Genomic DNA, 23,752 nt, shown 5'->3' with positions numbered 1-23,752 from the left:
GGTGCCCGTGGGTAAAATAAGGTCGACGGCAGCCCAAGTAGTGAAGAGCTGGGCAGCGCCGTTGCTTGGATTAAGGGGTCATCGCCTTAGCGGCGTCGACCCCTCTTTTTATGCTTCGTATGCTGCTTGAGTGCCTCGGTAAGTCCGATAAGCGCCGTGAGGAGCGAGACCAAAGCGGTCAGGAGCTTCACAAAATCAGTCAGATCGGTCATGGGCATCACCTCCCGTCGCATGGAGGGCGCTGCCCGGCACATGGAACTGCCGTCAACAATAACCAGTCTATCAAACTGCAGCCATAAATACGAATATATGTTCGATAATAACAGCGACGTGACCATCTCAAAGCGCAGCTTTACGCAAGGATGCCGGAAAGCTGCACTGTGCGATTTCATGTCCGCACGGGCGCCTATCTTTACGGCAATGTAGCCGCCTATGTAGCAAGCGGCAGGCAACGGAGAAAGGCCCAACCGTGTCAGCTGAAAAGACGCCGTGTATCTCGGCTATCGATACGACGAACTTTGCGCGCCAGATCGTGCTGGACTTTGAGTTTGCGCCGGCGCCAAAGCAGCGCCAGCGCCGTGGACTGCGTAACGAGATTATCGAGGTCGGCGCCGTCAAGCTCGATTACCACGGCAACGTTATGGGCGAGTTCTCGCAGTTTGTACAGACGGAATTTACCGAAGGCGTTGCGTTCCCCGTCCGCGAGCTCACAGGGATATCGGCCGTGGGCACCGCGATGGCCGATCCGCTCTACATGATGATCAAAAGGCTCAGCGATTGGATCGGGCGCTACTCCGCCCAGGTGGTCTGTTGGAGCGGGGCGGATCGTCGACAGCTTTTGATCGAGTGCCAAGCAAAGCACATCGATCTTTCCGCATTTCCTACGGACTGGGCCGACCTGCAGGCGTTTTACACCTCGATCATGGACATGAGCAGCCACGGGTGCGTCTCTTTGAGTGACGCAGCGACGTGGTTTGGCATCGAGTTCGACGAGTCGACGGGTCACGCCCACAGCGCCCTAGCCGATGCGCGCGTGACCGCCAGCTGCTCAAGCAGATGATGGACGGGGACTACCGCGTGAGCCCGCGCGCCCAGGAGGTCCGTCAACGGTGGGGGATGGGCGAGCGAGCTCAGACGCGCCTTTCCAGCAAGTGCTCCGAGCTGGGCGACCTGCTGCTAAAGCTGAAGGCGGAGGGGATAGGCCTTTTGAGAACGCCATTCGGTTTGGCATGGCAGCGCTGTAAGCGCGACTCCGCCCTGCTGTTTGAATCGAAGCGTCAATCAGTATGACGAGTGGCTCGGTCCGCCTACCTGCACTTCCGCAATCCCGCCCGCTGCACTCAGCAGCTCGTACTCCCTTTGGCTCCACTGACGCAGCTCGGCTGTGCGTACGGCGTCGCGACACAGGTCCAGAAACACCTCAGCGCCCTCGCAGAAGCGCTCGCGGGCAAAGGCTCCGGACCCGCTTGCGACACACGCGCCGTCGGCAAAGAGCTTCCAGCTAGACGGCTCGCGCGAGTCGTCTCCGAGCAGCTGAATCTGCAGTACGTGCGGATTGCCAGCAGCACAGAGTTCCTCCTCGAGCTTCTGTATGGTAAAGCGCATCTGGTGGGAGAGGCCGCTCTTCACCAAAGCCGAGGTGCAGCCGCTCGGCTCGTCTAAAAGATGCATTCGTTTTGGCTTGACGATCAGGTTGTGGAAATTGCGCTCACTGCGCACGGAGAAATTGTCCATACGGACTCCTTTCATCGATGTTGGCAGGGCCACCGTGCCTCTTGGCCGGTTGGCGTCGGGATCGTGGAGCCAACTCTCTACCCCGACTCTGGATAAAACGCGCCCGCTCTTTGCGGGCACGATGGAGTCTATCAGCGAGTGCGGACACAAATCAAGCGCGCTTGCGAAATGACGCGCGGATGGCGTTGGTTTCCCAAGTGATTATTCGGCTTTCATCCGAAAAAGTGTCGAAATCAGTCGTGTAAAAGTACGGAAAAGTGTCGAAATCGGCACCTCAAAATTACGGAAAAGTGTCAAATTCGATAGGCAAATTATCCGGAAAAGTGTAGCTGGATGACAAAACAGCACTTAGAAGCCGGTGCTGGATGCGGAATCCTGTGGCCGCCTTAACCCCCGCTACTCGTCCCCGTCGTTGGGGTCGCCCTTGAGGGTGTTGATGTCCAGGTGCTGATTGTCGTTCTCTTTTTGCTGCGTTGCCGATTCGGACGCGGTGGGGCCGCGGAACAGCTGGAATCCCTCAAACGCAATGACACCGAGCAGGGCAATGATAATGGCGATAAAGGCAACCTTGACTGCCTGCGGAAATTCCGAGAAACGCAGCGCCTTTTCCTCGGCGTAGTAATCGGCGAAGCGCTCTTCGCCCGTGCTTTTGGTATACGCCGGCGCGGACGCGGCCTCCGGGTCATATTCCGGTGCAGGCGTGGCAGCGTACGGATCGTTGAGATAATCGCTCGATGCGATGCCATAATCCTCGGTCTCGATGCGATCGGTGCCAGCATAGCCATCGGAATAATCGGAATATGCTGCACCGCCCTCATAGTCCGCGGCGCTCGTGTTGGCGGCAAAAAGCGGGTTAACTGGAACGTCGAGCGCCGGCATACCGGTAGAGGTCTCATCCAGATCGGCTGCAGCCCAGGAATCGTAGGCAACCTGATGGGCAACGGGCTCATCGAGCCTTGTGACCGGAGACTTGCGTGCCGCAGGAACGGGCAACTGCTGGGCACTGTACATAACGGTGCTGTCGGCCGATTTGCTCCGCGTCGCCGCAGCGAGAAATGCCGCCGTCTCGGACGGGTCGCTTGCGGGGCGGGGAGCGGGTGTGGGCGCCGAAATGGGTGCGGGCGTAGACACGGGCGTCGAAACAGGCGGCTGCGCAGGAGTCGGCGCAGATGCGGGCTTAGGCGCAAGTGCGGGATTGGGGCTTGACGGGCGAGCCCCGCCGCCCATGGGTTCGTCGGCGGTCCACGGGCGATCATCCATCACGTCGTCAAGGCTCAGCGAAAACAGGTCGTCTTCACCCTCATCGAACATGCGGTGCACATGTCCACCAATTGCCGGAATCAATCCGCGACCGGTGCATGATGCCTTGCTCAACGCCATTCTGTTCCACCCTTTCGAAATACTAATGACATCGATTATATGGAACTTCCCAAGCGGCTCGGTCTTGGATTCATGCTTTCCAGAACTCGCGCCCAAAAGGGGAGGGACAATCCAGGCGAGTGCCTACTTGTCGTCGGCCGCCGCCTTGGCCTCATTGAGGTAGCTATAGAAGCTGTACTTGGAGATGCCAAAGAACTCGCAGGCGCGCTCGCTCGACTTGGAAATGAGGAAGGCGCCGCGACGGTCGAGGTAGCCAATGGCACGAATGCGCTCGTCTTTGGTCATGAGTGCCGCGGGCTTGCCCACAAACTGTTCGCACTCGTGCAGCAGGTCCTCGAGCAGGTCGCCGATGTTCTTGGTAATGGGCTCGGGCTCGGTGTAGCCCGTGCCGCCGGTGCCGGTAAAGGCGTCGAGCGAACGCTCAAAAGCCTTCATGAGCGTAATGTCAAAGTTAATGCCCAAAATGCCGACGGGCTTGCCCTCGTCGTTGCGGATAAAGATGGTCGAGGACTTGAGCAGCTTGCCATCGGCGGTTTTGGTGAGGTATGGCTCGCGGTCGTGCACGTCGGTGGTGCCCTCGTGCATGGACTCAAACACAATATGGCTGGGGCCGTCACCCAGTTTGCGCCCGCTGACGTGGCCGTTTTCGATCACTACGATGGAGTGGTCCACATCCTCGGTCTCGAGGTCGTGGACGACGATTTCGCAGTTGGGGCCAAATTGGAGCGCCAGGCCGTGTGCAAGGCGCTTATAAAACTCAATCTGTGCGGGGGTCATAGGTGCCTTCCTAAAAATTAGTTTGGGCACACTTTGCCATAAACCCCACTTGTTCGCAAATAACGAAAGCGTCGCTGCGTTATGCGACCGTTCGGCGGCGAAAAAGTACCGATTGCGGCAACTAACAATTTGTTAGGTTATCCAATCAAAAAGTGTGATAGAACATTGCTAACAAACTTTTTGTTTGGCATCCACATAAAAGTTCAGCCGTGTGAATGGGATCGGGCTGAAACGCGTATGCGGGGGCCGGCAAGAGAGGACTTAAGGAGTTCACCGTATGGCCGATAAGATCCAGTGGGCGGGCAACACGATGCCCGAGAGCGATGACAAGCACTTGGGAATCATGAGCCTCGACCACGTGAAGAAGGCCCGCGCCTTCCACCAGTCGTTCCCTCAGTACACCGTTACTCCGCTTGCCCGCCTGGACGGCCAGGCCGCGCGCCTGGGCCTGTCCAACCTGTGCGTTAAGGACGAGAGCTATCGCTTTGGCCTCAACGCCTTTAAGGTCCTGGGCGGCTCGTTTGCCATGGCCAACTATATTGCCGACGAGACCGGCAAGGACGTTGCCGACTGCACCTTCGATTACCTGACCTCCGATCAGCTGGCCGAGGACTTTGGCCAGGCTACCTTCTTTACCGCCACCGACGGCAACCATGGCCGCGGCGTGGCATGGGCCGCCAACAAGCTGGGCCAGAAGGCCGTCGTGCACATGCCCAAGGGTTCCAGCAAGCCCCGCTTCGATAACATTGCCGCCGAGGGCGCCACGGTGACCATCGAAGAGGTCAATTACGACGAGTGCGTGCGCATGGCCGCCGCCGAGGCCGACGCCTGCGAGCGCGGCGTCATCGTTCAGGACACCGCCTGGGAGGGCTACGAGAAGATCCCGTCCTGGATCATGGAGGGTTACGGCACCATGGCTTCCGAGGCTGCCGAGCAGCTGCGCGAGATGGCTATCAACCGCCCGACGCACGTCTTTGTCCAGGCTGGCGTGGGCTCGCTGGCCGGCGCCGTGGTGGGCTACTTCACCAACCTGTATCCCGATAACCCGCCCACCTTCGTCGTGGTTGAGTGCGCACCGGCCGCCTGCCTGTACAAGGGCGCTGCCGCCGGCGACGGCGACCCGCGTATCGTGGACGGCGACATGCCCTCCATCATGGCCGGCCTGTGCTGCGGCGAGCCCAACATCCTTGGCTGGGATATCCTGCGCAACCACACCACCGCCTTCGTGTCCTGCCCCGACTGGGTCACCGCTCGCGGCATGCGCACACTGGGCGCTCCCGAGAAGGGCGACCCGCGCGTCATCTCCGGCGAGTCCGGCGCCGTGACCACCGGCCTGGTCGAGACCCTCATGCTCGATCCCGAGTACGCCGAGCTCAAAGAGCTCATCGGTCTGGACAAGACAAGCTCCGTGCTCTGCTTCTCCACGGAAGGTGACACGGACCCCGACCAGTATCGCCGCATTGTTTGGGAAGGCGAATATCCGACTTGCTAATACTGGGCGGAGCAAATAGGTATCGCTCTGCCACCTCACAGGTAGATTCCTTCGTTTGAAAGGTTATGAACAATGACTAAAGAACTCGATTTTGATGCCATTAAGGCTGCGGCTGAGTCCCATCGTGCTGATATGACGCGTTTTCTTCGCGCAATGATTAGCCACCCCTCTGAGTCTTGCGAGGAGGGTGAGGTTGTTGCCTGCATCAAGGCCGAGATGGAGAGCCTTGGCTATGACGAGGTCAAAGTCGACGGCCTGGGCAACGTCATGGGCTTTATGGGCGAGGGTGACAAGATCATCGCCATCGACTCTCACATCGACACCGTCGGCATCGGCAACATCGAGAACTGGGATGCCGATCCCTATGAAGGCTACGAGACCGATGAGATCATCTACGGCCGCGGCGGCTCCGACCAGGAGGGCGGCATGGCTTCTGCTACCTATGCTGCCAAGATGATGAAGGACATGGGCCTTATCCCCGAGGGCTATAAGATCATGGTCGTCGGCACCGTCCAGGAAGAGGACTGCGACGGCATGTGCTGGCAGTACATCTACAACAAGGACGGCATTAAGCCCGAGTTCGTCATTTCCACCGAGCCCACCGACGGCGGCATCTATCGCGGTCACCGCGGCCGCATGGAGATCCGCGTCGACGTTCACGGCACCTCCTGCCACGGCTCCGCTCCCGACCGCGGCGACAACGCCATCTACAAGATGGCCGACATCATCGCCGACGTCCGCGCCCTCAACAACAACGGCTGCGACGAGTCGACCGACATCAAGGGCCTCGTCAAGATGCTCGACCCCAAGTACAACCCCGAGCACTTCGAGGACGCCCGCTTCCTGGGCCGCGGCACCTGCACCGTCAGCCAGATCTTCTACACCAGCCCCAGCCGCTGCGCTGTCGCTGACTCCTGCGCCATCTCCATCGACCGTCGCATGACCGCCGGCGAGACCTGGGAGTCCTGCCTGGACGAGATTCGCAACCTGCCGGCCGCCAAGAAGTACGGCGACGACGTGAAGGTCTCCATGTACATGTACGACCGTCCGTCCTGGACCGGCGAGGTCTACGAGACCGAGGCTTACTTCCCCACGTGGATCAACAAGGAGACCGCTCCGCACGTCAAGGCCCTCGTCGACGCCCACAAGGCCATGTTCGGTGACGAGCGCATCGGCTGCGAGCCCAGCATGGACAAGCGCACCGGTCGTCCGCTGTGCGACAAGTGGACCTTCTCCACGAACTGCGTTTCCATCCAGGGCCGCTATGGCATCCCCTGCGTCGGCTTTGGCCCGGGTGCCGAGTCTCAGGCTCACGCTCCCAACGAGGTCACCTACAAGGACGACCTGGTCACCGCTGCCGCCATGTATGTTGCTGCTTTGAACCTCTACGATCCGAGCCAGGCCGATGGCGACGCTACCGTGTTCCGCGCCGGTCTGACCAACAACAAGATCGACTAGTCCCATTCCTTGATCTTGTTGAGCCGGGGGCCGCTCGTGTCCCCGGCACCCCCTGTTGACTTGGGGCCCGCGGTCGTTATCTCCCATGCTTCCTCAACGGTAGCGGGTCCTCGTCATAGCGCTCTGCATGTTCTAGCCACACGCGCATGCCGGAGCACATCTACTCATTGCGATCGTTTCATCTATGGAAAGGATATTTACATGGACGCCAAGTTTACCGAGCTCGTCGAGCAGCTGAACGGCCTCGATTTTAAGGGCATGTACGGCAGCGACTTCCTGCACACCTGGGATAAGACCACCGATGAGCTCAAGGCTCTCTACATCGTTGCCGACGCCCTGCGCGAGCTGCGTGAGAACAACGTTTCGTCCAAGATCTTCGACTCGGGCCTGGCCGTCTCCCTGTTCCGCGACAACTCCACCCGTACGCGCTTCTCCTTCTCTAAGGCCGCCAACCTGCTCGGCCTCGAGCTACAGGACCTGGACGAGAAGAAGTCCCAGATCGCTCACGGCGAGACCGTCCGCGAGACCGCTACCATGATCTCCTTCATGGCCGACGTCATCGGCATCCGCGACGACATGTACATCGGCAAGGGCGACGCCTACATGGCCGAGGTCTCCGAGTCTGTCCAGCAGGCCTACGAGGACGGCGTTCTGGATCACCGTCCCACGCTCATCTCCCTGCAGTCCGATTCCGACCACCCCACGCAGTCCTCTGCCGACATGCTCTACCTCATCAACGAGTTTGGCGGCCTCGAGAACCTCAAGGGCAAGAAGGTTGCCGTCACCTGGGCCTATTCGCCTTCTTACGGCAAGCCGCTGTCCTGCCCGCAGTCGCTGATCAGCCTGCTGCCCCGTTTTGGCATGGACGTCACCCTGGCCCACCCCGAGGGCTACGATCTCATGCCCGAGGTCGTCGAGCGCGCCAAGGGCTATGCCGCCGAGTCCGGCACCACCTTTAAGCAGGTCAACACCATGGCTGAGGCCTTCGAGGGCGCCGACATCGTGATCCCCAAGAGCTGGGCTCCGTTTGCCGCCATGGAGAAGCGCACCAACCTGTACGCCGAGGGCGACGACGCCGGCATCGCTGCGCTCGAGAAGGAGCTGCTCGCTCAGAACGCCACCCATCAGGATTGGTGCTCCACGACCGAGCTCATGGAGAAGACCGCCAACGGCCAGGACACCATCTTTATGCATCCGCTGCCCGCCGACATCTCTGGTGTCTCTTGCGAGCACGGCGAGGTCAACGCCGACGTCTTTGACATGCACCGCGTGGGCATGTACAAGGAGGCCAGCTACAAGCCGTACGCGATCGCAGCCATGATGTTCCTGCAGAAGGTTGCCGATCCCGCCGCTACCCTCAAGGCCCTCGACGAGCGCAACACCGCCCGTTGGTTCCAGGCCTAAAGCTGGGCTGAGAAATGGCTAAGCGTATTGTTGTCGCCCTGGGTGGAAACGCCCTCGGCGCCAACCTTCCCGAGCAGATGGAGGCCGTCAAGACGACTTCCAAGGCTATCGTCGACCTGATCGAGGAGGGCAACGAGGTTGTCGTCGTGCATGGCAACGGTCCCCAGGTGGGTATGATCGCCAACGCGATGGCCGAGCTCACGCGCTCTAACCCTCAGAAGTACGTTCCCTGCCCGCTGTCCGTTTGCGGCGCCATGAGCCAGGGCTACATTGGCTATGACCTGCAAAATGCGCTGCGCGAGGAAATGCTCGACCGCAATATCGACAAGGGTGTCGCCACCGTGCTCACCCAGGTCGAGGTTGCGGCAGACGACCCGGCCTTTGCCGACCCGGTCAAGCCGATCGGTCCGTGGATGAGCGAGGCCGAGGCCAAGGAGCTGGAGGCCGACCGCGGCTACCAGTTCATCCACGACGAGAAGCAGGGCTTCCGTCGCGTGGTGGCTTCGCCCAAGCCCGTGAACATCGTCGAGCTCGACACCATCAAGTCGCTCGTCGAGTCCAACCACGTGGTGATCTCCTGCGGCGGTGGCGGCATTCCCGTCACCAAGGCCCAGGGCAACCACCTTAAGGGCGCTGCCGCCGTCATCGATAAGGACTTTGCGGCCGAGAAGCTCGCCGAGCAGCTCGATGCCGATGCCCTGATTATCCTGACGGCCGTGGAGAAGGTTGCCATTGGCTTTGGCACCGACCACGAGCAGTGGCTCGACACGCTGACCGCGGCTGACGTAAAGCGTCTGTCCGAGGCCAACGAGTTCGGTCGCGGCTCCATGCTGCCCAAGGTCCAGGCCGCCTCGACGTTTGCCGAGAGCAAGCCGGGCCGCACGGCGCTCATCACGCTGCTCGAGAAGGCGCGTGACGGTCTTGCCGGCAAGACCGGTACCACGTTTACCGGCGACGCTGAGTAGGCATATCTGCACCATTGAGGAGGGTGCCCTGCGTCGCGGGGTGCCCTCCTTTGTGCTATGGGGAGCCAAGAGGCGTTCGCTGGAAAACGAGTGCGTGCCTGTTCCGACGGAGTGTGAGCTTGCTATGGTGGGTATAGCAACTATGGTGTCCAAGGCAGCCAGGGGAGGTTTGCGGAGATGAAACTCGGTTGCGTCATTATGGCTTCGGGCGAGGGCAAGCGGTTTGGCTCTAACAAGATGCTCGCCGATATCTATGGCGAGCCGCTGATTGCCCGGACCATCGATTCGGTCCCCGGGGGCTTTGATGTTGTGGTTTCGACGCGTTGGCCCGAGGTCGCCCATATTTGCGAGGACAAGCATTGCCCGTGCGTGCTGCACGATGGCGAGCTGCGCAGCGAAAGCGTCCGTGCGGGCCTTTCGTGGGGAGTCGAACGCAACTGGAAAGGTTGCCTCTTTTTGCCGGGCGACCAGCCACTTGTGAGTTCGGATTCTTTTGAGGCGCTCGCCGGTGCTTTTAAGGCCAACGGCGGCGTCGCGCCCGTGCGTCTTGCCCTAAACGGCGAGCCGGCCTCTCCGGTGCTGTTCCCCGCGAGCTTCTTTCCCAACCTTATGGGGCTTAAAGGAAAGGACGGCGGATCGTCGCTGCTGCGCGGCCGTGCCGATGTCCAGCTGGTCGAGGCGCGTGCCTACGAGCTGTGGGATGTCGACACCGCCAAGGGCCAGCGCCGCGTCTCGGAGCATATCGCCGCCTGCTCGTATTTTGATCGCGTGGCCAACTGCATCAATCAATAAGGAGCAATTATGATCATCATCAAAAACGGCGCACTCGTGACGCCCCAAGGGCTTCGCCGCGCCGATCTTGCCATGGATGGCGATAAGATCGTACGGATTGCCGCGGCGATTGAGCCGGCCGAGGGCGATACCGTCGAGGATGCTGCGGGCTGCTGGGTGTTCCCGGGCTTTATCGATGGGCACACGCACATGCAGTGCTGGACCGGCATGGATTGGACAGCCGATAGCTTTGAGACCGGCACGCGCGCGGCTGCCTGCGGCGGCACGACGACCATTGTGGACTACGCGACGGCCGATCGCGGCGTGACCATGCCCGATGCCTTGGTCGAGTGGCATCATCGCGCCGACGGCACCTGCACCGCCAACTATGCCTTCCATATGGCGCTTGCCGAGTGGAATGAGCGCAACCGCGCCGATCTTTCGGCCATGCGCGAGGCGGGCGTGTCGTCGTTTAAGACCTACTTTGCCTACGACCATCTGCGCCTGGACGATGCCGAGACGCTCGAGGTGCTGGAGGAGCTCAAGCGCGTGGGCGGTATCCTGTGCGTGCATTGCGAGAACGGCACGTTGGTCAACGCGCTGCAGAAGCGCGTGTTTGAGCAGGGTATCCACGGGCCCGAGGGCCATGCGCTCAGCCGTCCGGACGTGTGTGAGGCCGAGGCCGTGAGCCGCCTGCTGTATCTGGCGCACTTGGCCGGGGACGCTCCGGTCAACGTGGTGCACCTTTCGACCAAGCTGGGGCTCGAGGCCATTCGCGCTGCCAAAGCGCACGGGCAGAAGAACATCTATGTCGAGACCTGCCCTCAGTATCTGATGCTCGACGACACCTGCTATCTGGAGCAGGGCGAGGACGGCTTTGCGGGCGCCAAGTACGTGATGAGCCCGCCGCTGCGCCATGCCGGTGACCGTGCCGCGCTGCGCGAGGCGCTTGTGGCTGGCGAGATCGATACTATTGCGACCGATCATTGCAGCTTTAACCTGCACGGGCAAAAGGACCGAGGACGCGATGATTTCCGCGCGATTCCCAACGGCGGGCCCGGCGTGGAGCATCGTCCCGTTGCGATTGCCACGAGCTTTGAGGGACAGCTGGGTCCCGAGGATCTGTGCCGCTTGATGAGCGAGAATCCGGCGCGCGTTTTTGGCATGTATCCGCGCAAGGGCTGTCTTGCCGAGGGCGCCGATGCCGACGTGTGCGTGTGGGATCCGTGCGCGCGTTGGACGATCAGCGCCGCGACGCAGCATCAGGCCGTGGACTACACGCCGCTCGAGGGCTTTGAGGCACATGGCCGCGCCAAGGCCGTGTTTGTGAACGGCGTGCTGGCGGCACGCGACGGCGAGCCCACCGGAGCCCAACCCGGCCGCTACGTGCCCCGCTAACGGGAAGACCGCCGGGGTAGCTAATTTGGGAGATGATTTTTTGGGACGGGGTAGCAAAAAGAGCCCCGTCCCAAATTTGCTACCCCTGGAGGCTGGTGGCGATGAGGGGGCGGTTGAGGGCTGCCTCGAAGCGATCTGCCATTGTTGGGTCGGCAAGCGTGTCGGCTTGGTTGAGCATGATACGGGCATTGTTGAGGTTCAGCATCTGCAGCTCGGCATTGAGCACCTGGGCGACGCGCTCTGGGGTGGCAGCGTCGGTGGGCTCGCAGCCGCAGCGCTCGCAGAAGAGCTCGGGGCGGTGGACAACCTCGGCGACGGGCTTGCCCAGCCCCGAGGCGCCGACGACCCAGACAACGTTTGTCGCGGCGGCGGGAATTACCGGCTCCCAGGCGGCATGTGCCTTGAGCGGGAGTCGCTTGCTGCCATCTGCCTCGGCCAACACATAGTCAAAGCGCTGCGCCAGCTGGTCGAGCGGCTCAGCGGGGGCGGAGAGCTTGCCTGTCTCCGGGTCCAAAACACCCGTCTGGCAGATGCTTCCGCGGACAAGTCCCGCGCATGCCTCGCAGGTGCAGCCGGGAACATGTAGGGTCCCCGGCTTCCAAGGCGCGGCGTCCAGGCGACGGCTCGACCCGTCCCATGGCACGCCGGCGACGGGAAACATGTGCGTGGTGGTACAGAGGAGCACGCGGCCGCCAGCGCGCATGAGCTCGAGACCCAGCGTCTTCAGCAGCGTCGACTTGCCGCCACTGCCGATAATCGCGGTAATGCCCGACTCGATCCTGAGCGCGGAGGCAAGATTGCCGCTAACCGTTTCCATCTGTTCACCGCCGTATAATACTGTGATAATAAATAATCATCAGAGTAGCGGCCGAACCGCTTTTGCTCTGCTCAAACCGTAGCACAGGGAGGTGCCCCGGGAATGCTCGTTTATGTTCGCGGCGCCGGCGATATCGCCACGGGCGTCGCCGCTCGCTTGGTGCGCGCCGGCGTTTCGGTCGTTATGGCCGATATCGCGGTTCCCACGTGCATCCGCCGCACAATCTGTTTTTGCGAGGCCATTCGCCTGGGCGAGGTCGAGGTCGAAGGCATTCGCGCTCGCTTGGCACGGACGCCGGCTGAGGCGCTTGAGATTACCGAGGCTGGAGACGTCGCTGTTGTGGTGGACCCTCAGGCCAAGATGCTCGGCGAGCTGAAACCCGCGGCTGTGGTCGACGCGATTTTGGCTAAGCGCAACTTGGGCACCACGCGCGACATGGCGCCTGCCGTCATCGCTGTGGGGCCGGGCTTTACCGCGCCGGTTGACTGCGACGCCGTGGTCGAGACCATGCGCGGGCATTTTCTCGGCCGTGTCATTACCCAAGGTTCGCCCCAGCCCAACACGGGCGTGCCGGGCATTATCGCCGGCTATGGCAAGGAACGTGTTATCCACAGCCCCGCCGCCGGCGTGTTTCGGTCCGACCGCGCAATCGGCGACATCGTGAGCGCCGGAGACGTGATTGGCTACGCGGGCGATACGTCCATGTGCACGCAGATCGATGGCTGTCTGCGCGGGCTTTTGGCGAACGGCGTGCAGGTGACTGAGGGCTTTAAATGCGCCGATGTCGACCCGCGCGGCGATGCCAGCTATATCAACTACATTTCGGACAAAGCGACGTCGGTCGGCGGCGGCGTGCTCGAGGCACTCGCTATGCTCACCGATGTCTTTAGAGGATAGAAGGCGGCAATGGAAAAGCTCGATGTTGTGAATGCGGCGCTTGCCGCCCTGCGTGCTGGCGAGACGTGCGAGCTGGTGGTCGTGGCCGGTACGGCGGGGTCGTCCCCGCGCGGTGTGGGCGCCTGGATGGCCGTCTTTGCCGATGGCAGCCAGGCGGGCACTATCGGCGGCGGCAAGATTGAGCTCTTTGCGCTGGATGAGGCGCGCGAGCTCCTGAGCGCGGGACAGTCGCGTCTGGTCCGCTACACCATGGGCGGCGAGAACTCCGATACCGGCATGATCTGCGGCGGAGCCATCTGCCTGTGCTATCTGCGCCTGGATGTATCGCAGGCGCCGTTGTTCCAGTCGGTTGCCGACATCTTGGCCTATCGGCGCATCGGCGACTTCGTCATCGACTTTGAGCCGTTTATCGCGAGCGTGCTCGAGGGCGATGTGGCCGAGTACCATGGCGAGGAATCGCGCCGCACCATTGCGGGCTGCCCCGGGCTTTCGCTGGTGGAGGAGGGGAGTAAGGTCACCTACACCAACGCCGCCTCCGAGATTCCCACGGCGCACATCGAGACGCTCTGCCCCGAGGGCCTGACCTATATCTTTGGCTGCGGCCACGTGGGCGCTGCGACGGCGCGGGTGCTCACGGCGGCGGGCTTTGCCGTCGTGGCTTGCGACGACCGCCCCGGCACGTTGACCCCCGAATGGGTGCCCGGCGTCTACGACCGTCGTCTGGTCGATTATAAGAACCTGAGCGAGCTGTGCCCCATCGGCCCGCGCGACCTGGTGGTCGTCGCCACGGCGGGTCACAAGTCCGATATCGATGTGGTGATTCAGGCCATGCGCGCCAAACCCGCCTATCTGGGCTGCTTGGGCTCGCGCCGCAAGACCGCCTTTGTGCGCGCCCGCCTGGAGCAGGAGGGCTTTACGCAGGAGCAGATCGACGGGCTGCACCTGCCGATTGGTGTCGCCATCGAGGCCGAGGACCCCGAGGAGATCGCCATCTCCATCGCTGCCGAGATGATCCACCTGCGCCGCACCAAGCTCGTCCCCCGCAAGCGCTAGTCGCATCCCCATCAATAAGTTGCGGTGAAATGCGGGCTGTTTAAGCCAGTTAAGCCGTCAAACAGTCCCTATTTCACCGCAACTGCCATTTTCCTCCGTCGCATGCGGATCGGTTTGTGCGGGGGAGTTGTGGAGTTGTGCAGGCAGACGAGGTTTTTCTGGAAAAACGCTCCCGATGCGCGTATAGTACCGATTGTTTTGTCGGCTCCTGCTGTGTCGAGTCCAAACCGCGAAATGCCATGAGCGGCGCGGATGCAGCCAGGAGGCACGAGGACAACCCATCGTGGCCACGCCCCGTGCTTAAAACCCCAAGAAGGAGTGAACAATGGCAGAAGAGAAGTATGTGCCGCGTCTGAAGACCAAGTACAACAACGAGGTCAAGCAGCAGCTTCAGGACAAGTTCCAGTACGAGAACGTCATGATGATCCCCAAGTTTGAGAAGATCGTCGTGAACATGGGTGTCGGCGAGGCCGCTACCGATTCCAAGGCCATCGACGGTGCCGTGCGCGACCTGCGCGCCATCACCGGCCAGCAGCCGATGATCACCCGTGCCCGCAAGTCCATCGCTACCTTCCGCCTGCGCGCTGGTATGCCGATCGGCTGCAAGGTTACCCTGCGTGGCGACCGTATGTGGGAGTTCTTCGATCGTCTGACCTCCGTCGCGATTCCCCGTATCCGCGACTTCCGCGGCATCTCCGCCAAGAGCTTCGACGGCCGTGGTAACTTCTCCATGGGCGTCACCGAGCAGCTCATCTTCCCCGAGATCGACTTCGACTCCGTCGATCACCAGCGTGGTATGGACATCACTTTCGTGACCACCGCCAATACCGATGAGGAGGCCAAGGCCCTTCTGGACGCCTTCGGTTTCCCGTTCAAGAAATAGGTTCACCTGCCCTATGAGCGCCGTTCCCAGAAGGGGGCGGCGCTTGGGGCGAACAATACTCTATGTGAGGAGGATATAAGTGGCTAAGACATCGATGATCGTCAAGTGCAATCGCAAGCAGAAGTTCTCTACTCGTGAGTACACGCGCTGCCAGCGCTGCGGCCGTCCGCACTCTGTGTACCGCAAGTTCGGCCTGTGCCGTGTCTGCTTCCGCGAGCTTGCACTCAAGGGCGAGCTTCCCGGCGTTAAGAAGGCCAGCTGGTAAGTCACTACCAGCGTTTCAAGCATCCGTTTGGAACAGGGAAAACGCGCTAGTTAGGCTTTGCCGTTAAGGGCGGCGAAGAACCAAGAGCACGTGTTCATCAAGAACGAAGGAGAATCTGTATGAACCTTACAGACCCGATCGCAGATATGCTTACGCGCATCCGTAACGCTAACTCTGTGAACAAGGCCACGGTCTCCATGCCGAGCAGCAAGAAGCTCGTCGAGATCGCTCGTGTTCTGCACGAGGAGGGCTACATCGAGGGCTACGATGTCGAGGACACCGTTCCCCAGAAGACTCTGCACATCACGCTTAAGTATGGTCCCAAGAAGGCTAAGGTCATCAACGGCATCCGCCGCATTTCCAAGCCGGGCCTGCGTAAGTACACCGGCGTTGCCGACATGCCCCGCGTCCGCGGTGGCCTTGGTACCGCCATTATTTCCACCAGCCATGGCGTTATGACCGACCGCGATGCTCGCAAGCACAACGTCGGCGGCGAGATCATCGCTTACGTCTGGTAATTCGCTCGGTAGGTAGAAGGAAAGGAGATCACCGTGTCTCGTATCGGTAATAAGCCTGTCCAGATTCCCGCCGGAGTCGAAGTGGCAGTCAACGGCAACAACGTTGTCGTCAAGGGCCCCAAGGGCCAGCTCGAGCTCGATGTCTTTGAGAAGCTCGCTATCAACATCGAGGACAACGTCCTCACCGTTTCCCGTCCCGACGACGAGCGTGAGACCCGTGCCCGCCACGGCCTCACCCGTGCCCTCATCCACAACATGGTTGTTGGCGTTTCCGAGGGCTTCGAGAAGAAGCTCGAGCTCGCCGGCGTCGGTTACCGCGTGCAGCAGAAGGGCAAGAACCTCGAGTTCTCCCTGGGCTTCTCGCACCCCGTGATCGTCGAGGCTCCCGAGGGCATCACCTTCGAGGTTCCCGACAACACCCACGTGAACGTCAAGGGTATCAACAAGCAGCAGGTCGGTCAGATCGCCGCTGAGATCCGCGGCCATCGTCCTCCCGAGCCTTACAAGGGCAAGGGTATCCACTACGTTGGCGAGCACATCCGCCGCAAGCTGGGTAAGGCCGCCAAGTAGTCGTAACCGACTCACTCGCATAAGACCAGCACCCCGTCAGGTGCTGGCAAGATCAACCTTTTTAGGAGTTTACGTATGAACAAGCATAAGGCGAAGCTGGAAGGCCTCAAGCGTCGTCAGCGTCGTGTTCGCGGCAAGGTCTCGGGTACCTCCGAGCGTCCGCGTCTTCGCGTGACCCGTACTAACGCCAACATCTATGCCCAGATCATCGACGACAGCAAGGGCTCTAGCCTGACGCTCGTCTCTGCCTCGACCCTCGAGGCCGAGTTCAAGGGCACCCACACCTCGAACAAGGAGGCTGCGGAGAAGGTCGGTCAGCTCGTTGGCAAGCGTGCCATCGAGGCCGGCATCACCAAGGTCGCCTTCGATCGCGGTGGCCGTATCTACCATGGCCGCGTCAAGGCCCTCGCCGACGGTGCTCGTGCCGCCGGTCTCGAGTTCTAGGAGGTATGTAGCACATGGCTCGTAATCAGAAGCAGCAGCGCGAGGCCTCCGAGTTCGAGGAGCGCGTCGTTTACATCAACCGCGTGTCGAAGACCGTCAAGGGTGGTCGTCGCATGAGCCTCGTCGCTCTCGTCGTCGTTGGCGACGGCAAGGGCAACGTCGGCGTTGGCATGGGCAAGTCCGCTGAGGTGCCCCTGGCCATCTCCAAGGCGTCTCTCGATGCCAAGAAGAACATGTTCCACGTGCCGGTGACCGAGCAGGGCACCATCCCGCACGAGGTTCTCGGCCACTTTGGTGCCGGCCGCATCATCATCAAGCCCGCTGTCGAGGGTACCGGCGTTATCGCCGGCGGCGCTGTGCGTCCCCTCTTCGAGCTTGCTGGCATCAAGAACGTCCTGTCCAAGTCCCTCGGTACCGACAACGGCCTCAACATCATCAAGGCTGCCGTCGAGGGCCTCAAGGAGCTCTCCAGCCCTGAGGACGTCGCGGCTCGCCGTGGCCTGACGGTCTCCGAGATGTTCGTCGGTAAGGAGAACTAAGCATGGCTGACACCATCAAGATCAAGCAGGTCCGCAGCACCAACGGTTGCAAGCAGGACCAGGTCCGTACTGTCCGTGCCCTCGGTCTCCACAGGATCCGCGAGGTTCGCGAGATTGCTGACAACGAGTCCGTCCGCGGCATGATCTTCAAGGTCAAGCACCTTGTCGAGATTGTAGAGGAGTAGCAAATGCAGCTTCACGATCTTACTCCCGCGCCCGGTTCCACCAAGAACCGTAAGCGCGTCGGCCGTGGCAATTCTTCGGGTCACGGCACCACTTCTGGCCGCGGCCAGAAGGGCCAGGGTTCCCGCTCTGGTGGCACCAAGGGTGCCGGCTTCGAGGGTGGCCAGACTCCGCTGGCTATGCGCCTGCCCAAGCTTCCGGGCTTCCGCAACCCCCGTCGTATCGAGTACACCGCTGTTAACGTTGAGCGTCTCGAGCGTAAGTTCGAGGACGGCGCTGTAATCGACGGTGCCGCTCTTAAGGCCGCTCGCATCACCAAGAGCGAGTTCGAGCCCGTCAAGGTGCTCGGCAATGGTGAGCTCACCAAGAAGTTCACGGTCAAGGTCGACAAGGTCAGCGCTTCTGCGCAGGCCAAGATCGAGGCCGCCGGCGGAAAGGTCGAGCTGCCGTGCTAAATGGTCTTAAGAATGCTTTCCGCATCAAAGAATTGCGCGAAAAGATTCTTTTTACCATAGCTATGCTCGTCGTGTACCGCATTGGTGCGCACGTTCCTGTGCCCGGCATTCCCTTCCAGGGGATGCTGGGCCTTTTCTCGACCGATAACAATTCGGTCGCCGCAGGTGCTATGGCCCTCCTGAATCTTTTCTCTGGCGGCGCATTGAGCTATGTGTCGGTGTTTTCGCTGGGCATCATGCCTTACATCACCAGCTCGATCATCCTCCAGATGCTCCAGGCCGTTGTGCCTTCCCTGCATGAGCTTGCCCGCGAGGGCGAGGTCGGTCAGACCAAGATTACGCAGTATTCGCGTTACCTCACCTTGGCTCTGGCAATCCTCAACTCCGTGGGTTACCTCTTCCTCTTTAAGAGCTTCGGCATCAGCTTTAATGGCGCTGGCGCTCCCGAGATCATCTTCGACCTCATGATCGTCGGCACGCTCACTGCGGGCGCCATGCTGATCATGTGGATTGGTGAGCTCATCACCCAGCGCGGTATCGGCAATGGCATGTCCCTGATCATCTTTGCGAACATCATGGCCGGCCTGCCGCAGGCGATCTTCTCCAGCACCGAGGGTAATGCCGGTGGCATCATCACCATGGTGATCATCTGCGCCATCATCCTGCTGGTTATCCCGCTGATTGTTTTTCTTGAGCGCGGCCAGCGCCGCATCCCGGTCTCCTACGCTAAGCGCGTCGTGGGCCGTCGCATGATGGGTGGCCAGACCACCTACCTGCCCATCAAGGTCAATACCGCGGGTGTCGTGCCGATCATCTTCGCTTCGGCGCTGCTGTACTTCCCGGCTCAGATTGCCGTGTTCTTCCCCGGCATCGGCTGGATTCAGGCAGTTGCCTCTGCGCTTTCGACCGGTTGGCTCAACTGGGTGCTTAATGTTGTCCTCATCGTGTTCTTCGCGTACTTCTACACCTCCATGGTGTTCAACCCCGATGACACGGCCGACAACCTTAAGAAGCAGGGCGGCTTTATTCCGGGCGTCCGTCCGGGTAGGGCTACCGCGGCCTACATCAAGAACGCGCTCAACAAGATCACGCTTCCCAGCGCTGTCTTTTTGGCGCTCATCGCCATCGTGCCTTCGATCATCTTCTCCTTCACGGGTAACCATCTGATCCAGGCATTTGGCGGCACGTCCATCCTCATCATGGTCGGCGTCGTGCTCGACACGGTCGATAAGCTCGAAGGCCAGATCAAGATGTATGATTACGATGGATTCTTTAAATAGGCTAGAGGAGGATTGCTCATGAACCTCGTATTGCTCGGAGCTCCGGGTGCCGGTAAGGGCACCGTCGCACAGGAGCTCGTCGCCGAGTTTGGCGTCGCTCACATTTCCACGGGCGACCTGCTGCGTGCTGCCGTCAAGGGTGGCACCGAGCTTGGTATTCAGGCTAAGAAGTACATGGACGCTGGCGAGCTTGTTCCCGACCAGCTCGTGATCGACCTTGTCAAGGAGCGCCTTGCTGCCGATGACGCCCAGCAGGGCTTCATCCTCGACGGCTTCCCGCGCAACATCGCCCAGGCTGTGACGCTCGATTCCGAGCTCTCCGCCATGGGTCGCGAGATCGACTGCGCCCTTCTGGTCGACGTGGCCCCCGAGGTCATCATCGATCGTCTGTCTTCGCGTCGCACCTGCCGCGCCTGCGGTTACACCGGCACCGCTGCCGATGCTACCTGCCCCAAGTGCGCCGGCGAGATGTATCAGCGCGACGACGACAAGCCCGAGACCATCAAGAACCGTCTCGACGTCTACGAGAAGTCCACGAGCCCGCTCGTCGACTACTATCGTGGCCAGGGTCTGCTCAAGTCGGTCAACGGTGACCAGGCTCGCGAGACCGTGTACGGGGATGTCAAAGAGGCTCTTGGTCTATGATCAAGATTAAGTCTGCAACGCAAATCGAGCAGATGAAGAAGGCAGGAGCGCTATCTAAGATGGCGCTCCGCCACGTTGGAGCCATGGTGCGCCCTGGTGTTTCGACCTTTGAGCTCGATCAGCTCGCGGAGCAGATTATCCGTATGCATGGCGGCACCCCGGCCTTTAAGGGTTACGGCGGGTTCCCCGGTACCATTTGCGCATCGATTAACGATGCCGTGGTCCACGGTATTCCCAACCCCGACATGATCCTGCGCGATGGCGATATCATCTCCATCGATACGGGAGCCGTTGTCGACGGTTGGGTTGGCGATAACGCTTGGACGTTTTTCGTCGGCACCCCTACGCCCGAGGCCAAGGCCCTGTGCGAGGTCACGCGCGATTGCCTTAAGGCTGCCATCGAGCAGGCTATTCCCGGTAACCATATCGGGGACGTCGGTTATGCCGTTCAGTCTCTCGCCGAGTCTCACGGTTACGGCGTGCTTCGCGACTATGTGGGCCATGGCATTGGCCGTGTGATGCACGAGGACCCCAACGTTCCTAACTATGGAAAGAAGGGGAGAGGCGTTCGCCTCCAGGCTGGCATGGTCATTGCCATCGAGCCGATGGTTACGATGGGTTCCAACCATGTGAGCACGGGCTCCGACGGTTGGATCGTCACGACCAACGACCACCTGCCCGCCGCGCACTACGAGAACACCGTCGCCATTACCAATGACGGACCGGTGATTCTCACCACGGATGCCCAAGGTGCTTGGTGTTCCTTGCAGGGCGGTGAAATGTAGGGGTCCCGTTCAAATACGTCGGCATCTACATTTCTGTAAAGTAACAAGTTCCGCTTAGTTGTGGAGCCATTACGAAGATATTACGATACGTGCATGCGTATTGTAGAATACTCAATCGCTGTCGTTTTCTAGAGAAAGATGATTGCTTGTGAAGAAGGAAGACGCAATTGAGCTCGAGGGTACGGTAAAGGAACCGCTGCCCAACGCCATGTTTAAGGTCGAGCTCGAGAACGGTCATTCGGTTCTGTGCAACATTTCTGGCAAGATCCGAATGAATTACATCCGTATTCTCCCCGGTGACAGGGTTGTCGTGGAGCTTTCCCCGTACGACCTGACCCGCGGCCGCATCACCTATCGCTACAAATAGCGGCACGCATACACGCACTCCATTTCCGGCTGCAGGCTTAGCTCAACCTACGGTCGGATTGTGTGTGAAGACCAGCCATAGTTTTAAACGCCTGCGGCTGGGCGAGTAGATAGTAGGGAAGTAGTTTGAGCGCTACCGAAAGGAAGAACGATGAAGGTACGTCCTTCGGTCAAGAAGATGTGCGATAAGTGCAAAATCATTAGGCGCCATGGCAGGGTCCTCGTCATTTGCGAGAACCCCCGTCATAAGCAGCGTCAGGGTTAAGAGAGGAGACTACGTTGGCCCGTATTAATGGTGTCGACCTCCCGCGTGAGAAGCGCGTTGAGATCGGTCTGACCTACATTTACGGCATCGGCCGCACCACTGCGACGAAGATCTGCGTCGAGTGCAACGTTAACGTGGATACGCGTGTTAAGGACCTCACCGAGGATGAGGTTAACGCCATCCGTGATTATATCGATAAGAACCAGATCATGGTTGAGGGCGACCTCCGCCGTGAGCGCAACCAGAACGTCAAGCGCCTTATGGACATCGGCTGCAACCGCGGCCTTCGTCACCGCAAGGGCCTCCCGGTCCGCGGCCAGCGCACCCACACTAACGCTCGTACCCGCAAGGGCCCGAAGCGTCAGATCGGTGCTAAGAAGAAGAAATAAGGAGCGCTAGATAGATGGCTACTGCTAAGAAGAACGTTCGCGCTGCCCGTCTGAAGCGCGCGGACCGTAAGAACATTTCCGTGGGCCAGGCTCACATTCGTTCTACGTTCAACAACACGATCGTTTCGATCACCGATCCCCAGGGCAACGTCATTTCCTGGAAGTCGGCTGGCCAGGTGGGCTTCAAGGGCTCCCGTAAGTCCACGCCGTTCGCTGCCCAGATGGCTGCCGAGGCTGCTGCCAAGCAGGCCATGGAGCACGGTATGAAGAAGGTTTCCGTCTTCGTCAAGGGCCCCGGCTCCGGTCGTGAGACCGCCATTCGCTCCCTCCAGGCTGCTGGCCTCGAGGTCTCGAGCATCCAGGACAAGACCCCCATTCCGCACAACGGCTGCCGCCCCAAGAAGCGTCGCCGCGTGTAACTGAAAGGATCGTATCAATATGGCAATCGACAGGACTCCTGTTCTTAAGCGCTGCCGTCAGCTCGGGATCGATCCCGCTGAGCTCGGTTACAGCAGCAAGAAGGAATCTATCCGTCAGCCCAAGCGCCGTCGCAAGGAATCTGAGTACGGCATGCAGCTGCGCGAGAAGCAGAAGGTCAAGTTCATCTATGGCGTTCTGGAGAAGCAGTTCCACGGCTACTTCAACAAGGCCCGTAAGATGAACGGCGTCACCGGTGAGAACCTCATGATCATCCTTGAGTCTCGCCTTGACAACGTCGTCTTCCGTCTTGGCTTCGCCCGCACCCGCAAAGAGGCTCGTCAGTCCGTCCGTCACGGTCACTTCACCGTGAACGGCAAGCGCGTGGATATTCCGTCCTACCGCGTCAAGGCCGGCGACGTCGTCGCTGTCGGCGAGAAGTTCCGTGACCTCCTCCCCATCAAGGAGGCTCTGATTTCCTCCGAGCGCTTTGAGGTCCCTGGCTGGCTCGAGGTCGATATCGAGAAGCTGTCTGGTAACGTGCTCGCTCTGCCGACGCGTGAGCAGATCAGCGGTGATATCAACGAGCAGCTCATCGTCGAGCTCTACTCTAAGTAGTCCATCCGGGCTGCTGAGGCTGGAGGTAATACATGTCAGAATTCATTAGGCCTCAGGTTCAGGTCGAAGAGATCAACGAGACGTCTGCTCGTGTCTCCGTCGAGCCGCTCGAGCGTGGCTACGGCGATACGCTGGGTAACTCCCTTCGTCGCGTACTTCTGTCCTCGCTCGAGGGTGCCGCCGTCGAGGCTATTCAGATCGATGGTGCACAGCACGAGTTCATGACCATCCCTAACATGGTCGAGGATGTCACCGACATCGTCCTGAATGTCAAGGGTCTTGTCTTCAGGGCTCTCGGCACGACCGACGAGGCGACCGCCACCATTTCTGTTGACGGCCCCTGCGAGGTCACCGGTGCGGACTTCTTTATTCCGTCCGAGTTTGAGCTGGTCAACCCCGAGCAGCACATCGCTACGCTTACCGAGGGTGGCCATCTCACCATGAGCATGCGCATCGGCTATGGCCGCGGCTATGTCTCTGGCGAGGCTAACAAGCGCGACAACGATCCCATCGGTGTGATCCACGTCGACTCGCTGTACTCGCCGGTGTCCCGTTGCGCCAAGCTCGTTGAGGCTTGCCGTGTCGGTCAGCACACCGACTACGACCGCCTTGTCCTCGAGATCGAGACCAACGGCTCCATCGCTCCGCGCGACGCCGTGGTCCAGGCTGCCAATATCATCAACCAGCATATGGCTGCCTTTATGAACCTTGCCGAGACCCCCGAGGTCGAGGAGGAGGCTTCGATCTTCGCTCCCGAGGTCACCAACGACAACGCCGAGCTGGACAAGCAGATCGAGGATCTGGACCTTTCCGTCCGTTCCTACAACTGCCTTAAGCGCGCCAGCATTCACTCGGTCCGTCAGCTCGTTGAGTTCTCGGAGAACGATCTGCTTAACATCCGTAACTTCGGTGTTAAGTCGATCGAGGAAGTGAAGGACAAGCTTGAGTCCATGGGCCTGAGCCTGAAGGCTTAATGCTTCGCAT

At 60.4% G+C, this 23,752-nt stretch carries 31 protein-coding genes and 1 riboswitch; of the genes, 26 read left to right on the top strand and 5 right to left on the bottom strand.

The features are described from left to right. Positions 1–86: 86 nt before the first annotated feature. On the bottom strand, positions 87–212 hold the full coding sequence (locus AAAT03_RS08120) for a hypothetical protein (RefSeq protein WP_255413174.1): 126 nt from the start codon (positions 210–212) through the stop codon (positions 87–89). A gap of 257 nt (positions 213–469) precedes the next feature. Here AAAT03_RS08120 and AAAT03_RS08115 point away from each other — a divergent pair, with 257 nt between their 5' ends. Then, on the top strand, positions 470–1,060 hold the full coding sequence (locus tag AAAT03_RS08115; RefSeq protein WP_349103060.1) for a 3'-5' exonuclease: 591 nt from the start codon (positions 470–472) through the stop codon (positions 1,058–1,060). 221 nt (positions 1,061–1,281) lie between these two features. Here AAAT03_RS08115 and AAAT03_RS08110 read toward each other — a convergent pair whose 3' ends face one another. The 3 genes from AAAT03_RS08110 to AAAT03_RS08100 form a co-directional block, all read right to left on the bottom strand. Then, entirely contained in the window at positions 1,282–1,734 is a 453-nt protein-coding gene (locus AAAT03_RS08110; RefSeq protein ID WP_349103059.1) for a hypothetical protein, read from the bottom strand. 8 nt (positions 1,735–1,742) lie between these two features. Next, positions 1,743–1,833: riboswitch (SAM riboswitch) on the bottom strand. Between the two features lie 297 nt (positions 1,834–2,130). Further along, positions 2,131–3,114, bottom strand: coding sequence for a hypothetical protein (locus tag AAAT03_RS08105; RefSeq protein WP_349103058.1), 984 nt, complete (start codon positions 3,112–3,114; stop codon positions 2,131–2,133). A 123-nt stretch (positions 3,115–3,237) separates the two neighbouring features. Further along, the gene (locus AAAT03_RS08100; RefSeq protein ID WP_349103057.1) at positions 3,238–3,891 is read right to left on the bottom strand and encodes a helix-turn-helix transcriptional regulator; all 654 of its coding nucleotides are present in this window, start codon (positions 3,889–3,891) and stop codon (positions 3,238–3,240) included. 277 nt (positions 3,892–4,168) lie between these two features. Here AAAT03_RS08100 and dpaL point away from each other — a divergent pair, with 277 nt between their 5' ends. The 6 genes from dpaL to hydA all read left to right on the top strand — a co-directional run bounded on the left by dpaL (position 4,169) and on the right by hydA (position 11,379). After that, positions 4,169–5,383 (top strand): diaminopropionate ammonia-lyase, encoded by a 1,215-nt coding sequence (gene dpaL / locus AAAT03_RS08095; RefSeq protein ID WP_349103055.1) that lies wholly within the window; start codon positions 4,169–4,171, stop codon positions 5,381–5,383. Between the two features lie 72 nt (positions 5,384–5,455). Further along, a complete protein-coding gene (locus AAAT03_RS08090; RefSeq protein ID WP_099432046.1) occupies positions 5,456–6,841 on the top strand; it encodes a YgeY family selenium metabolism-linked hydrolase in 1,386 nt (461 codons plus the stop codon). Positions 6,842–7,042: 201 nt separating this feature from the next. Continuing rightward, positions 7,043–8,245, top strand: a complete 1,203-nt coding sequence (gene ygeW / locus AAAT03_RS08085) for a knotted carbamoyltransferase YgeW (RefSeq protein ID WP_055252229.1) — start codon at positions 7,043–7,045, stop codon at positions 8,243–8,245. Between the two features lie 14 nt (positions 8,246–8,259). Further along, a complete protein-coding gene (arcC, locus tag AAAT03_RS08080; protein ID WP_117746609.1) occupies positions 8,260–9,210 on the top strand; it encodes a carbamate kinase in 951 nt (316 codons plus the stop codon). A 177-nt stretch (positions 9,211–9,387) separates the two neighbouring features. Beyond that, positions 9,388–10,002 carry a nucleotidyltransferase family protein gene (locus AAAT03_RS08075; RefSeq protein WP_117854464.1) on the top strand — a complete coding sequence of 205 codons (615 nt, stop codon included), beginning with the start codon at positions 9,388–9,390 and terminating at the stop codon, positions 10,000–10,002. 9 nt (positions 10,003–10,011) lie between these two features. Beyond that, on the top strand, positions 10,012–11,379 hold the full coding sequence (gene hydA, locus AAAT03_RS08070) for a dihydropyrimidinase (protein ID WP_117758830.1): 1,368 nt from the start codon (positions 10,012–10,014) through the stop codon (positions 11,377–11,379). 79 nt (positions 11,380–11,458) lie between these two features. On the opposite strand, the gene yqeC is transcribed toward hydA, so the two are convergent. Beyond that, on the bottom strand, positions 11,459–12,196 hold the full coding sequence (gene yqeC, locus AAAT03_RS08065; RefSeq protein ID WP_349103053.1) for a selenium cofactor biosynthesis protein YqeC: 738 nt from the start codon (positions 12,194–12,196) through the stop codon (positions 11,459–11,461). Positions 12,197–12,298: 102 nt separating this feature from the next. Here yqeC and yqeB point away from each other — a divergent pair, with 102 nt between their 5' ends. The 19 genes from yqeB (at position 12,299) to AAAT03_RS07970 (ending at position 23,742) form a co-directional block, all read left to right on the top strand. Continuing rightward, complete coding sequence (yqeB, locus tag AAAT03_RS08060; RefSeq protein ID WP_349103052.1) at positions 12,299–13,093, top strand: selenium-dependent molybdenum cofactor biosynthesis protein YqeB; 795 nt, start codon at positions 12,299–12,301, stop codon at positions 13,091–13,093. A 9-nt stretch (positions 13,094–13,102) separates the two neighbouring features. Next, entirely contained in the window at positions 13,103–14,146 is a 1,044-nt protein-coding gene (locus tag AAAT03_RS08055; RefSeq protein WP_349103051.1) for an XdhC family protein, read from the top strand. 325 nt (positions 14,147–14,471) lie between these two features. After that, a complete protein-coding gene (rplE, locus tag AAAT03_RS08050; protein WP_006235260.1) occupies positions 14,472–15,029 on the top strand; it encodes a 50S ribosomal protein L5 in 558 nt (185 codons plus the stop codon). A gap of 79 nt (positions 15,030–15,108) precedes the next feature. Next, positions 15,109–15,294 carry a type Z 30S ribosomal protein S14 gene (locus AAAT03_RS08045; protein WP_022094280.1) on the top strand — a complete coding sequence of 62 codons (186 nt, stop codon included), beginning with the start codon at positions 15,109–15,111 and terminating at the stop codon, positions 15,292–15,294. A gap of 119 nt (positions 15,295–15,413) precedes the next feature. Next, positions 15,414–15,812, top strand: a complete 399-nt coding sequence (gene rpsH / locus AAAT03_RS08040) for a 30S ribosomal protein S8 (protein WP_006235262.1) — start codon at positions 15,414–15,416, stop codon at positions 15,810–15,812. Positions 15,813–15,845: 33 nt separating this feature from the next. Further along, positions 15,846–16,382 carry a 50S ribosomal protein L6 gene (rplF, locus tag AAAT03_RS08035; protein WP_117564182.1) on the top strand — a complete coding sequence of 179 codons (537 nt, stop codon included), beginning with the start codon at positions 15,846–15,848 and terminating at the stop codon, positions 16,380–16,382. A gap of 75 nt (positions 16,383–16,457) precedes the next feature. After that, on the top strand, positions 16,458–16,826 hold the full coding sequence (rplR, locus tag AAAT03_RS08030; RefSeq protein ID WP_006235264.1) for a 50S ribosomal protein L18: 369 nt from the start codon (positions 16,458–16,460) through the stop codon (positions 16,824–16,826). 14 nt (positions 16,827–16,840) lie between these two features. Further along, a complete protein-coding gene (gene rpsE, locus AAAT03_RS08025) occupies positions 16,841–17,365 on the top strand; it encodes a 30S ribosomal protein S5 (RefSeq protein ID WP_055252236.1) in 525 nt (174 codons plus the stop codon). Between the two features lie 2 nt (positions 17,366–17,367). Further along, positions 17,368–17,550, top strand: coding sequence for a 50S ribosomal protein L30 (rpmD, locus tag AAAT03_RS08020; protein WP_006235266.1), 183 nt, complete (start codon positions 17,368–17,370; stop codon positions 17,548–17,550). A 3-nt stretch (positions 17,551–17,553) separates the two neighbouring features. Continuing rightward, on the top strand, positions 17,554–18,003 hold the full coding sequence (rplO, locus tag AAAT03_RS08015; RefSeq protein ID WP_006235267.1) for a 50S ribosomal protein L15: 450 nt from the start codon (positions 17,554–17,556) through the stop codon (positions 18,001–18,003). Further along, positions 17,997–19,283 (top strand): preprotein translocase subunit SecY, encoded by a 1,287-nt coding sequence (gene secY, locus AAAT03_RS08010; RefSeq protein WP_035137447.1) that lies wholly within the window; start codon positions 17,997–17,999, stop codon positions 19,281–19,283. Before rplO ends, secY begins: the two co-directional genes overlap by 7 nt. An 18-nt stretch (positions 19,284–19,301) precedes the next feature. Next, positions 19,302–19,928 carry an adenylate kinase gene (locus tag AAAT03_RS08005; protein ID WP_349103050.1) on the top strand — a complete coding sequence of 209 codons (627 nt, stop codon included), beginning with the start codon at positions 19,302–19,304 and terminating at the stop codon, positions 19,926–19,928. After that, a complete protein-coding gene (gene map, locus AAAT03_RS08000) occupies positions 19,925–20,713 on the top strand; it encodes a type I methionyl aminopeptidase (RefSeq protein WP_117639640.1) in 789 nt (262 codons plus the stop codon). Before AAAT03_RS08005 ends, map begins: the two co-directional genes overlap by 4 nt. 148 nt (positions 20,714–20,861) lie before the next feature. Further along, positions 20,862–21,080, top strand: coding sequence for a translation initiation factor IF-1 (infA, locus tag AAAT03_RS07995; protein WP_035137443.1), 219 nt, complete (start codon positions 20,862–20,864; stop codon positions 21,078–21,080). A gap of 150 nt (positions 21,081–21,230) precedes the next feature. Further along, positions 21,231–21,344: a 50S ribosomal protein L36 gene (rpmJ, locus tag AAAT03_RS07990; protein WP_349103049.1), complete on the top strand. Its 114-nt coding sequence runs from the start codon at positions 21,231–21,233 to the stop codon at positions 21,342–21,344. A gap of 14 nt (positions 21,345–21,358) precedes the next feature. Further along, positions 21,359–21,733 (top strand): 30S ribosomal protein S13, encoded by a 375-nt coding sequence (gene rpsM / locus AAAT03_RS07985; protein ID WP_022094275.1) that lies wholly within the window; start codon positions 21,359–21,361, stop codon positions 21,731–21,733. Positions 21,734–21,747: 14 nt separating this feature from the next. Next, entirely contained in the window at positions 21,748–22,152 is a 405-nt protein-coding gene (rpsK, locus tag AAAT03_RS07980) for a 30S ribosomal protein S11 (protein ID WP_006235274.1), read from the top strand. A gap of 19 nt (positions 22,153–22,171) precedes the next feature. Next, positions 22,172–22,768: a 30S ribosomal protein S4 gene (rpsD, locus tag AAAT03_RS07975; protein WP_006235275.1), complete on the top strand. Its 597-nt coding sequence runs from the start codon at positions 22,172–22,174 to the stop codon at positions 22,766–22,768. Between the two features lie 32 nt (positions 22,769–22,800). Beyond that, positions 22,801–23,742, top strand: coding sequence for a DNA-directed RNA polymerase subunit alpha (locus tag AAAT03_RS07970; protein ID WP_006235276.1), 942 nt, complete (start codon positions 22,801–22,803; stop codon positions 23,740–23,742). Positions 23,743–23,752: the final 10 nt, after the last annotated feature.

The organism is Collinsella sp. CLA-AA-H167, assembly GCF_040095305.1.
In the GTDB taxonomy this organism is placed as follows: domain Bacteria; phylum Actinomycetota; class Coriobacteriia; order Coriobacteriales; family Coriobacteriaceae; genus Collinsella.
Note: the sequence above shows the minus strand (reverse complement) of the source record. Positions and strands in the feature narration are given on the sequence as shown.

What these genes read in the sequence shown, in the direction of transcription:
- AAAT03_RS08120 (WP_255413174.1), bottom strand. Translation starts at nt 212, where the DNA reads ATGACCGATCTGACTGATTTTGTGAAGCTCCTGACCGCTTTGGTCTCG.
- AAAT03_RS08110 (WP_349103059.1), bottom strand. Translation starts at nt 1,734, where the DNA reads ATGGACAATTTCTCCGTGCGCAGTGAGCGCAATTTCCACAACCTGATC.
- AAAT03_RS08105 (WP_349103058.1), bottom strand. Translation starts at nt 3,114, where the DNA reads ATGGCGTTGAGCAAGGCATCATGCACCGGTCGCGGATTGATTCCGGCA.
- AAAT03_RS08100 (WP_349103057.1), bottom strand. Translation starts at nt 3,891, where the DNA reads ATGACCCCCGCACAGATTGAGTTTTATAAGCGCCTTGCACACGGCCTG.
- dpaL (WP_349103055.1), top strand. Translation starts at nt 4,169, where the DNA reads ATGGCCGATAAGATCCAGTGGGCGGGCAACACGATGCCCGAGAGCGAT.
- AAAT03_RS08090 (WP_099432046.1), top strand. Translation starts at nt 5,456, where the DNA reads ATGACTAAAGAACTCGATTTTGATGCCATTAAGGCTGCGGCTGAGTCC.
- ygeW (WP_055252229.1), top strand. Translation starts at nt 7,043, where the DNA reads ATGGACGCCAAGTTTACCGAGCTCGTCGAGCAGCTGAACGGCCTCGAT.
- arcC (WP_117746609.1), top strand. Translation starts at nt 8,260, where the DNA reads ATGGCTAAGCGTATTGTTGTCGCCCTGGGTGGAAACGCCCTCGGCGCC.
- AAAT03_RS08075 (WP_117854464.1), top strand. Translation starts at nt 9,388, where the DNA reads ATGAAACTCGGTTGCGTCATTATGGCTTCGGGCGAGGGCAAGCGGTTT.
- hydA (WP_117758830.1), top strand. Translation starts at nt 10,012, where the DNA reads ATGATCATCATCAAAAACGGCGCACTCGTGACGCCCCAAGGGCTTCGC.
- yqeC (WP_349103053.1), bottom strand. Translation starts at nt 12,196, where the DNA reads ATGGAAACGGTTAGCGGCAATCTTGCCTCCGCGCTCAGGATCGAGTCG.
- yqeB (WP_349103052.1), top strand. Translation starts at nt 12,299, where the DNA reads ATGCTCGTTTATGTTCGCGGCGCCGGCGATATCGCCACGGGCGTCGCC.
- AAAT03_RS08055 (WP_349103051.1), top strand. Translation starts at nt 13,103, where the DNA reads ATGGAAAAGCTCGATGTTGTGAATGCGGCGCTTGCCGCCCTGCGTGCT.
- rplE (WP_006235260.1), top strand. Translation starts at nt 14,472, where the DNA reads ATGGCAGAAGAGAAGTATGTGCCGCGTCTGAAGACCAAGTACAACAAC.
- rpsH (WP_006235262.1), top strand. Translation starts at nt 15,414, where the DNA reads ATGAACCTTACAGACCCGATCGCAGATATGCTTACGCGCATCCGTAAC.
- rplR (WP_006235264.1), top strand. Translation starts at nt 16,458, where the DNA reads ATGAACAAGCATAAGGCGAAGCTGGAAGGCCTCAAGCGTCGTCAGCGT.
- rpsE (WP_055252236.1), top strand. Translation starts at nt 16,841, where the DNA reads ATGGCTCGTAATCAGAAGCAGCAGCGCGAGGCCTCCGAGTTCGAGGAG.
- rpmD (WP_006235266.1), top strand. Translation starts at nt 17,368, where the DNA reads ATGGCTGACACCATCAAGATCAAGCAGGTCCGCAGCACCAACGGTTGC.
- rplO (WP_006235267.1), top strand. Translation starts at nt 17,554, where the DNA reads ATGCAGCTTCACGATCTTACTCCCGCGCCCGGTTCCACCAAGAACCGT.
- AAAT03_RS08005 (WP_349103050.1), top strand. Translation starts at nt 19,302, where the DNA reads ATGAACCTCGTATTGCTCGGAGCTCCGGGTGCCGGTAAGGGCACCGTC.
- map (WP_117639640.1), top strand. Translation starts at nt 19,925, where the DNA reads ATGATCAAGATTAAGTCTGCAACGCAAATCGAGCAGATGAAGAAGGCA.
- rpmJ (WP_349103049.1), top strand. Translation starts at nt 21,231, where the DNA reads ATGAAGGTACGTCCTTCGGTCAAGAAGATGTGCGATAAGTGCAAAATC.
- rpsK (WP_006235274.1), top strand. Translation starts at nt 21,748, where the DNA reads ATGGCTACTGCTAAGAAGAACGTTCGCGCTGCCCGTCTGAAGCGCGCG.
- rpsD (WP_006235275.1), top strand. Translation starts at nt 22,172, where the DNA reads ATGGCAATCGACAGGACTCCTGTTCTTAAGCGCTGCCGTCAGCTCGGG.
- AAAT03_RS07970 (WP_006235276.1), top strand. Translation starts at nt 22,801, where the DNA reads ATGTCAGAATTCATTAGGCCTCAGGTTCAGGTCGAAGAGATCAACGAG.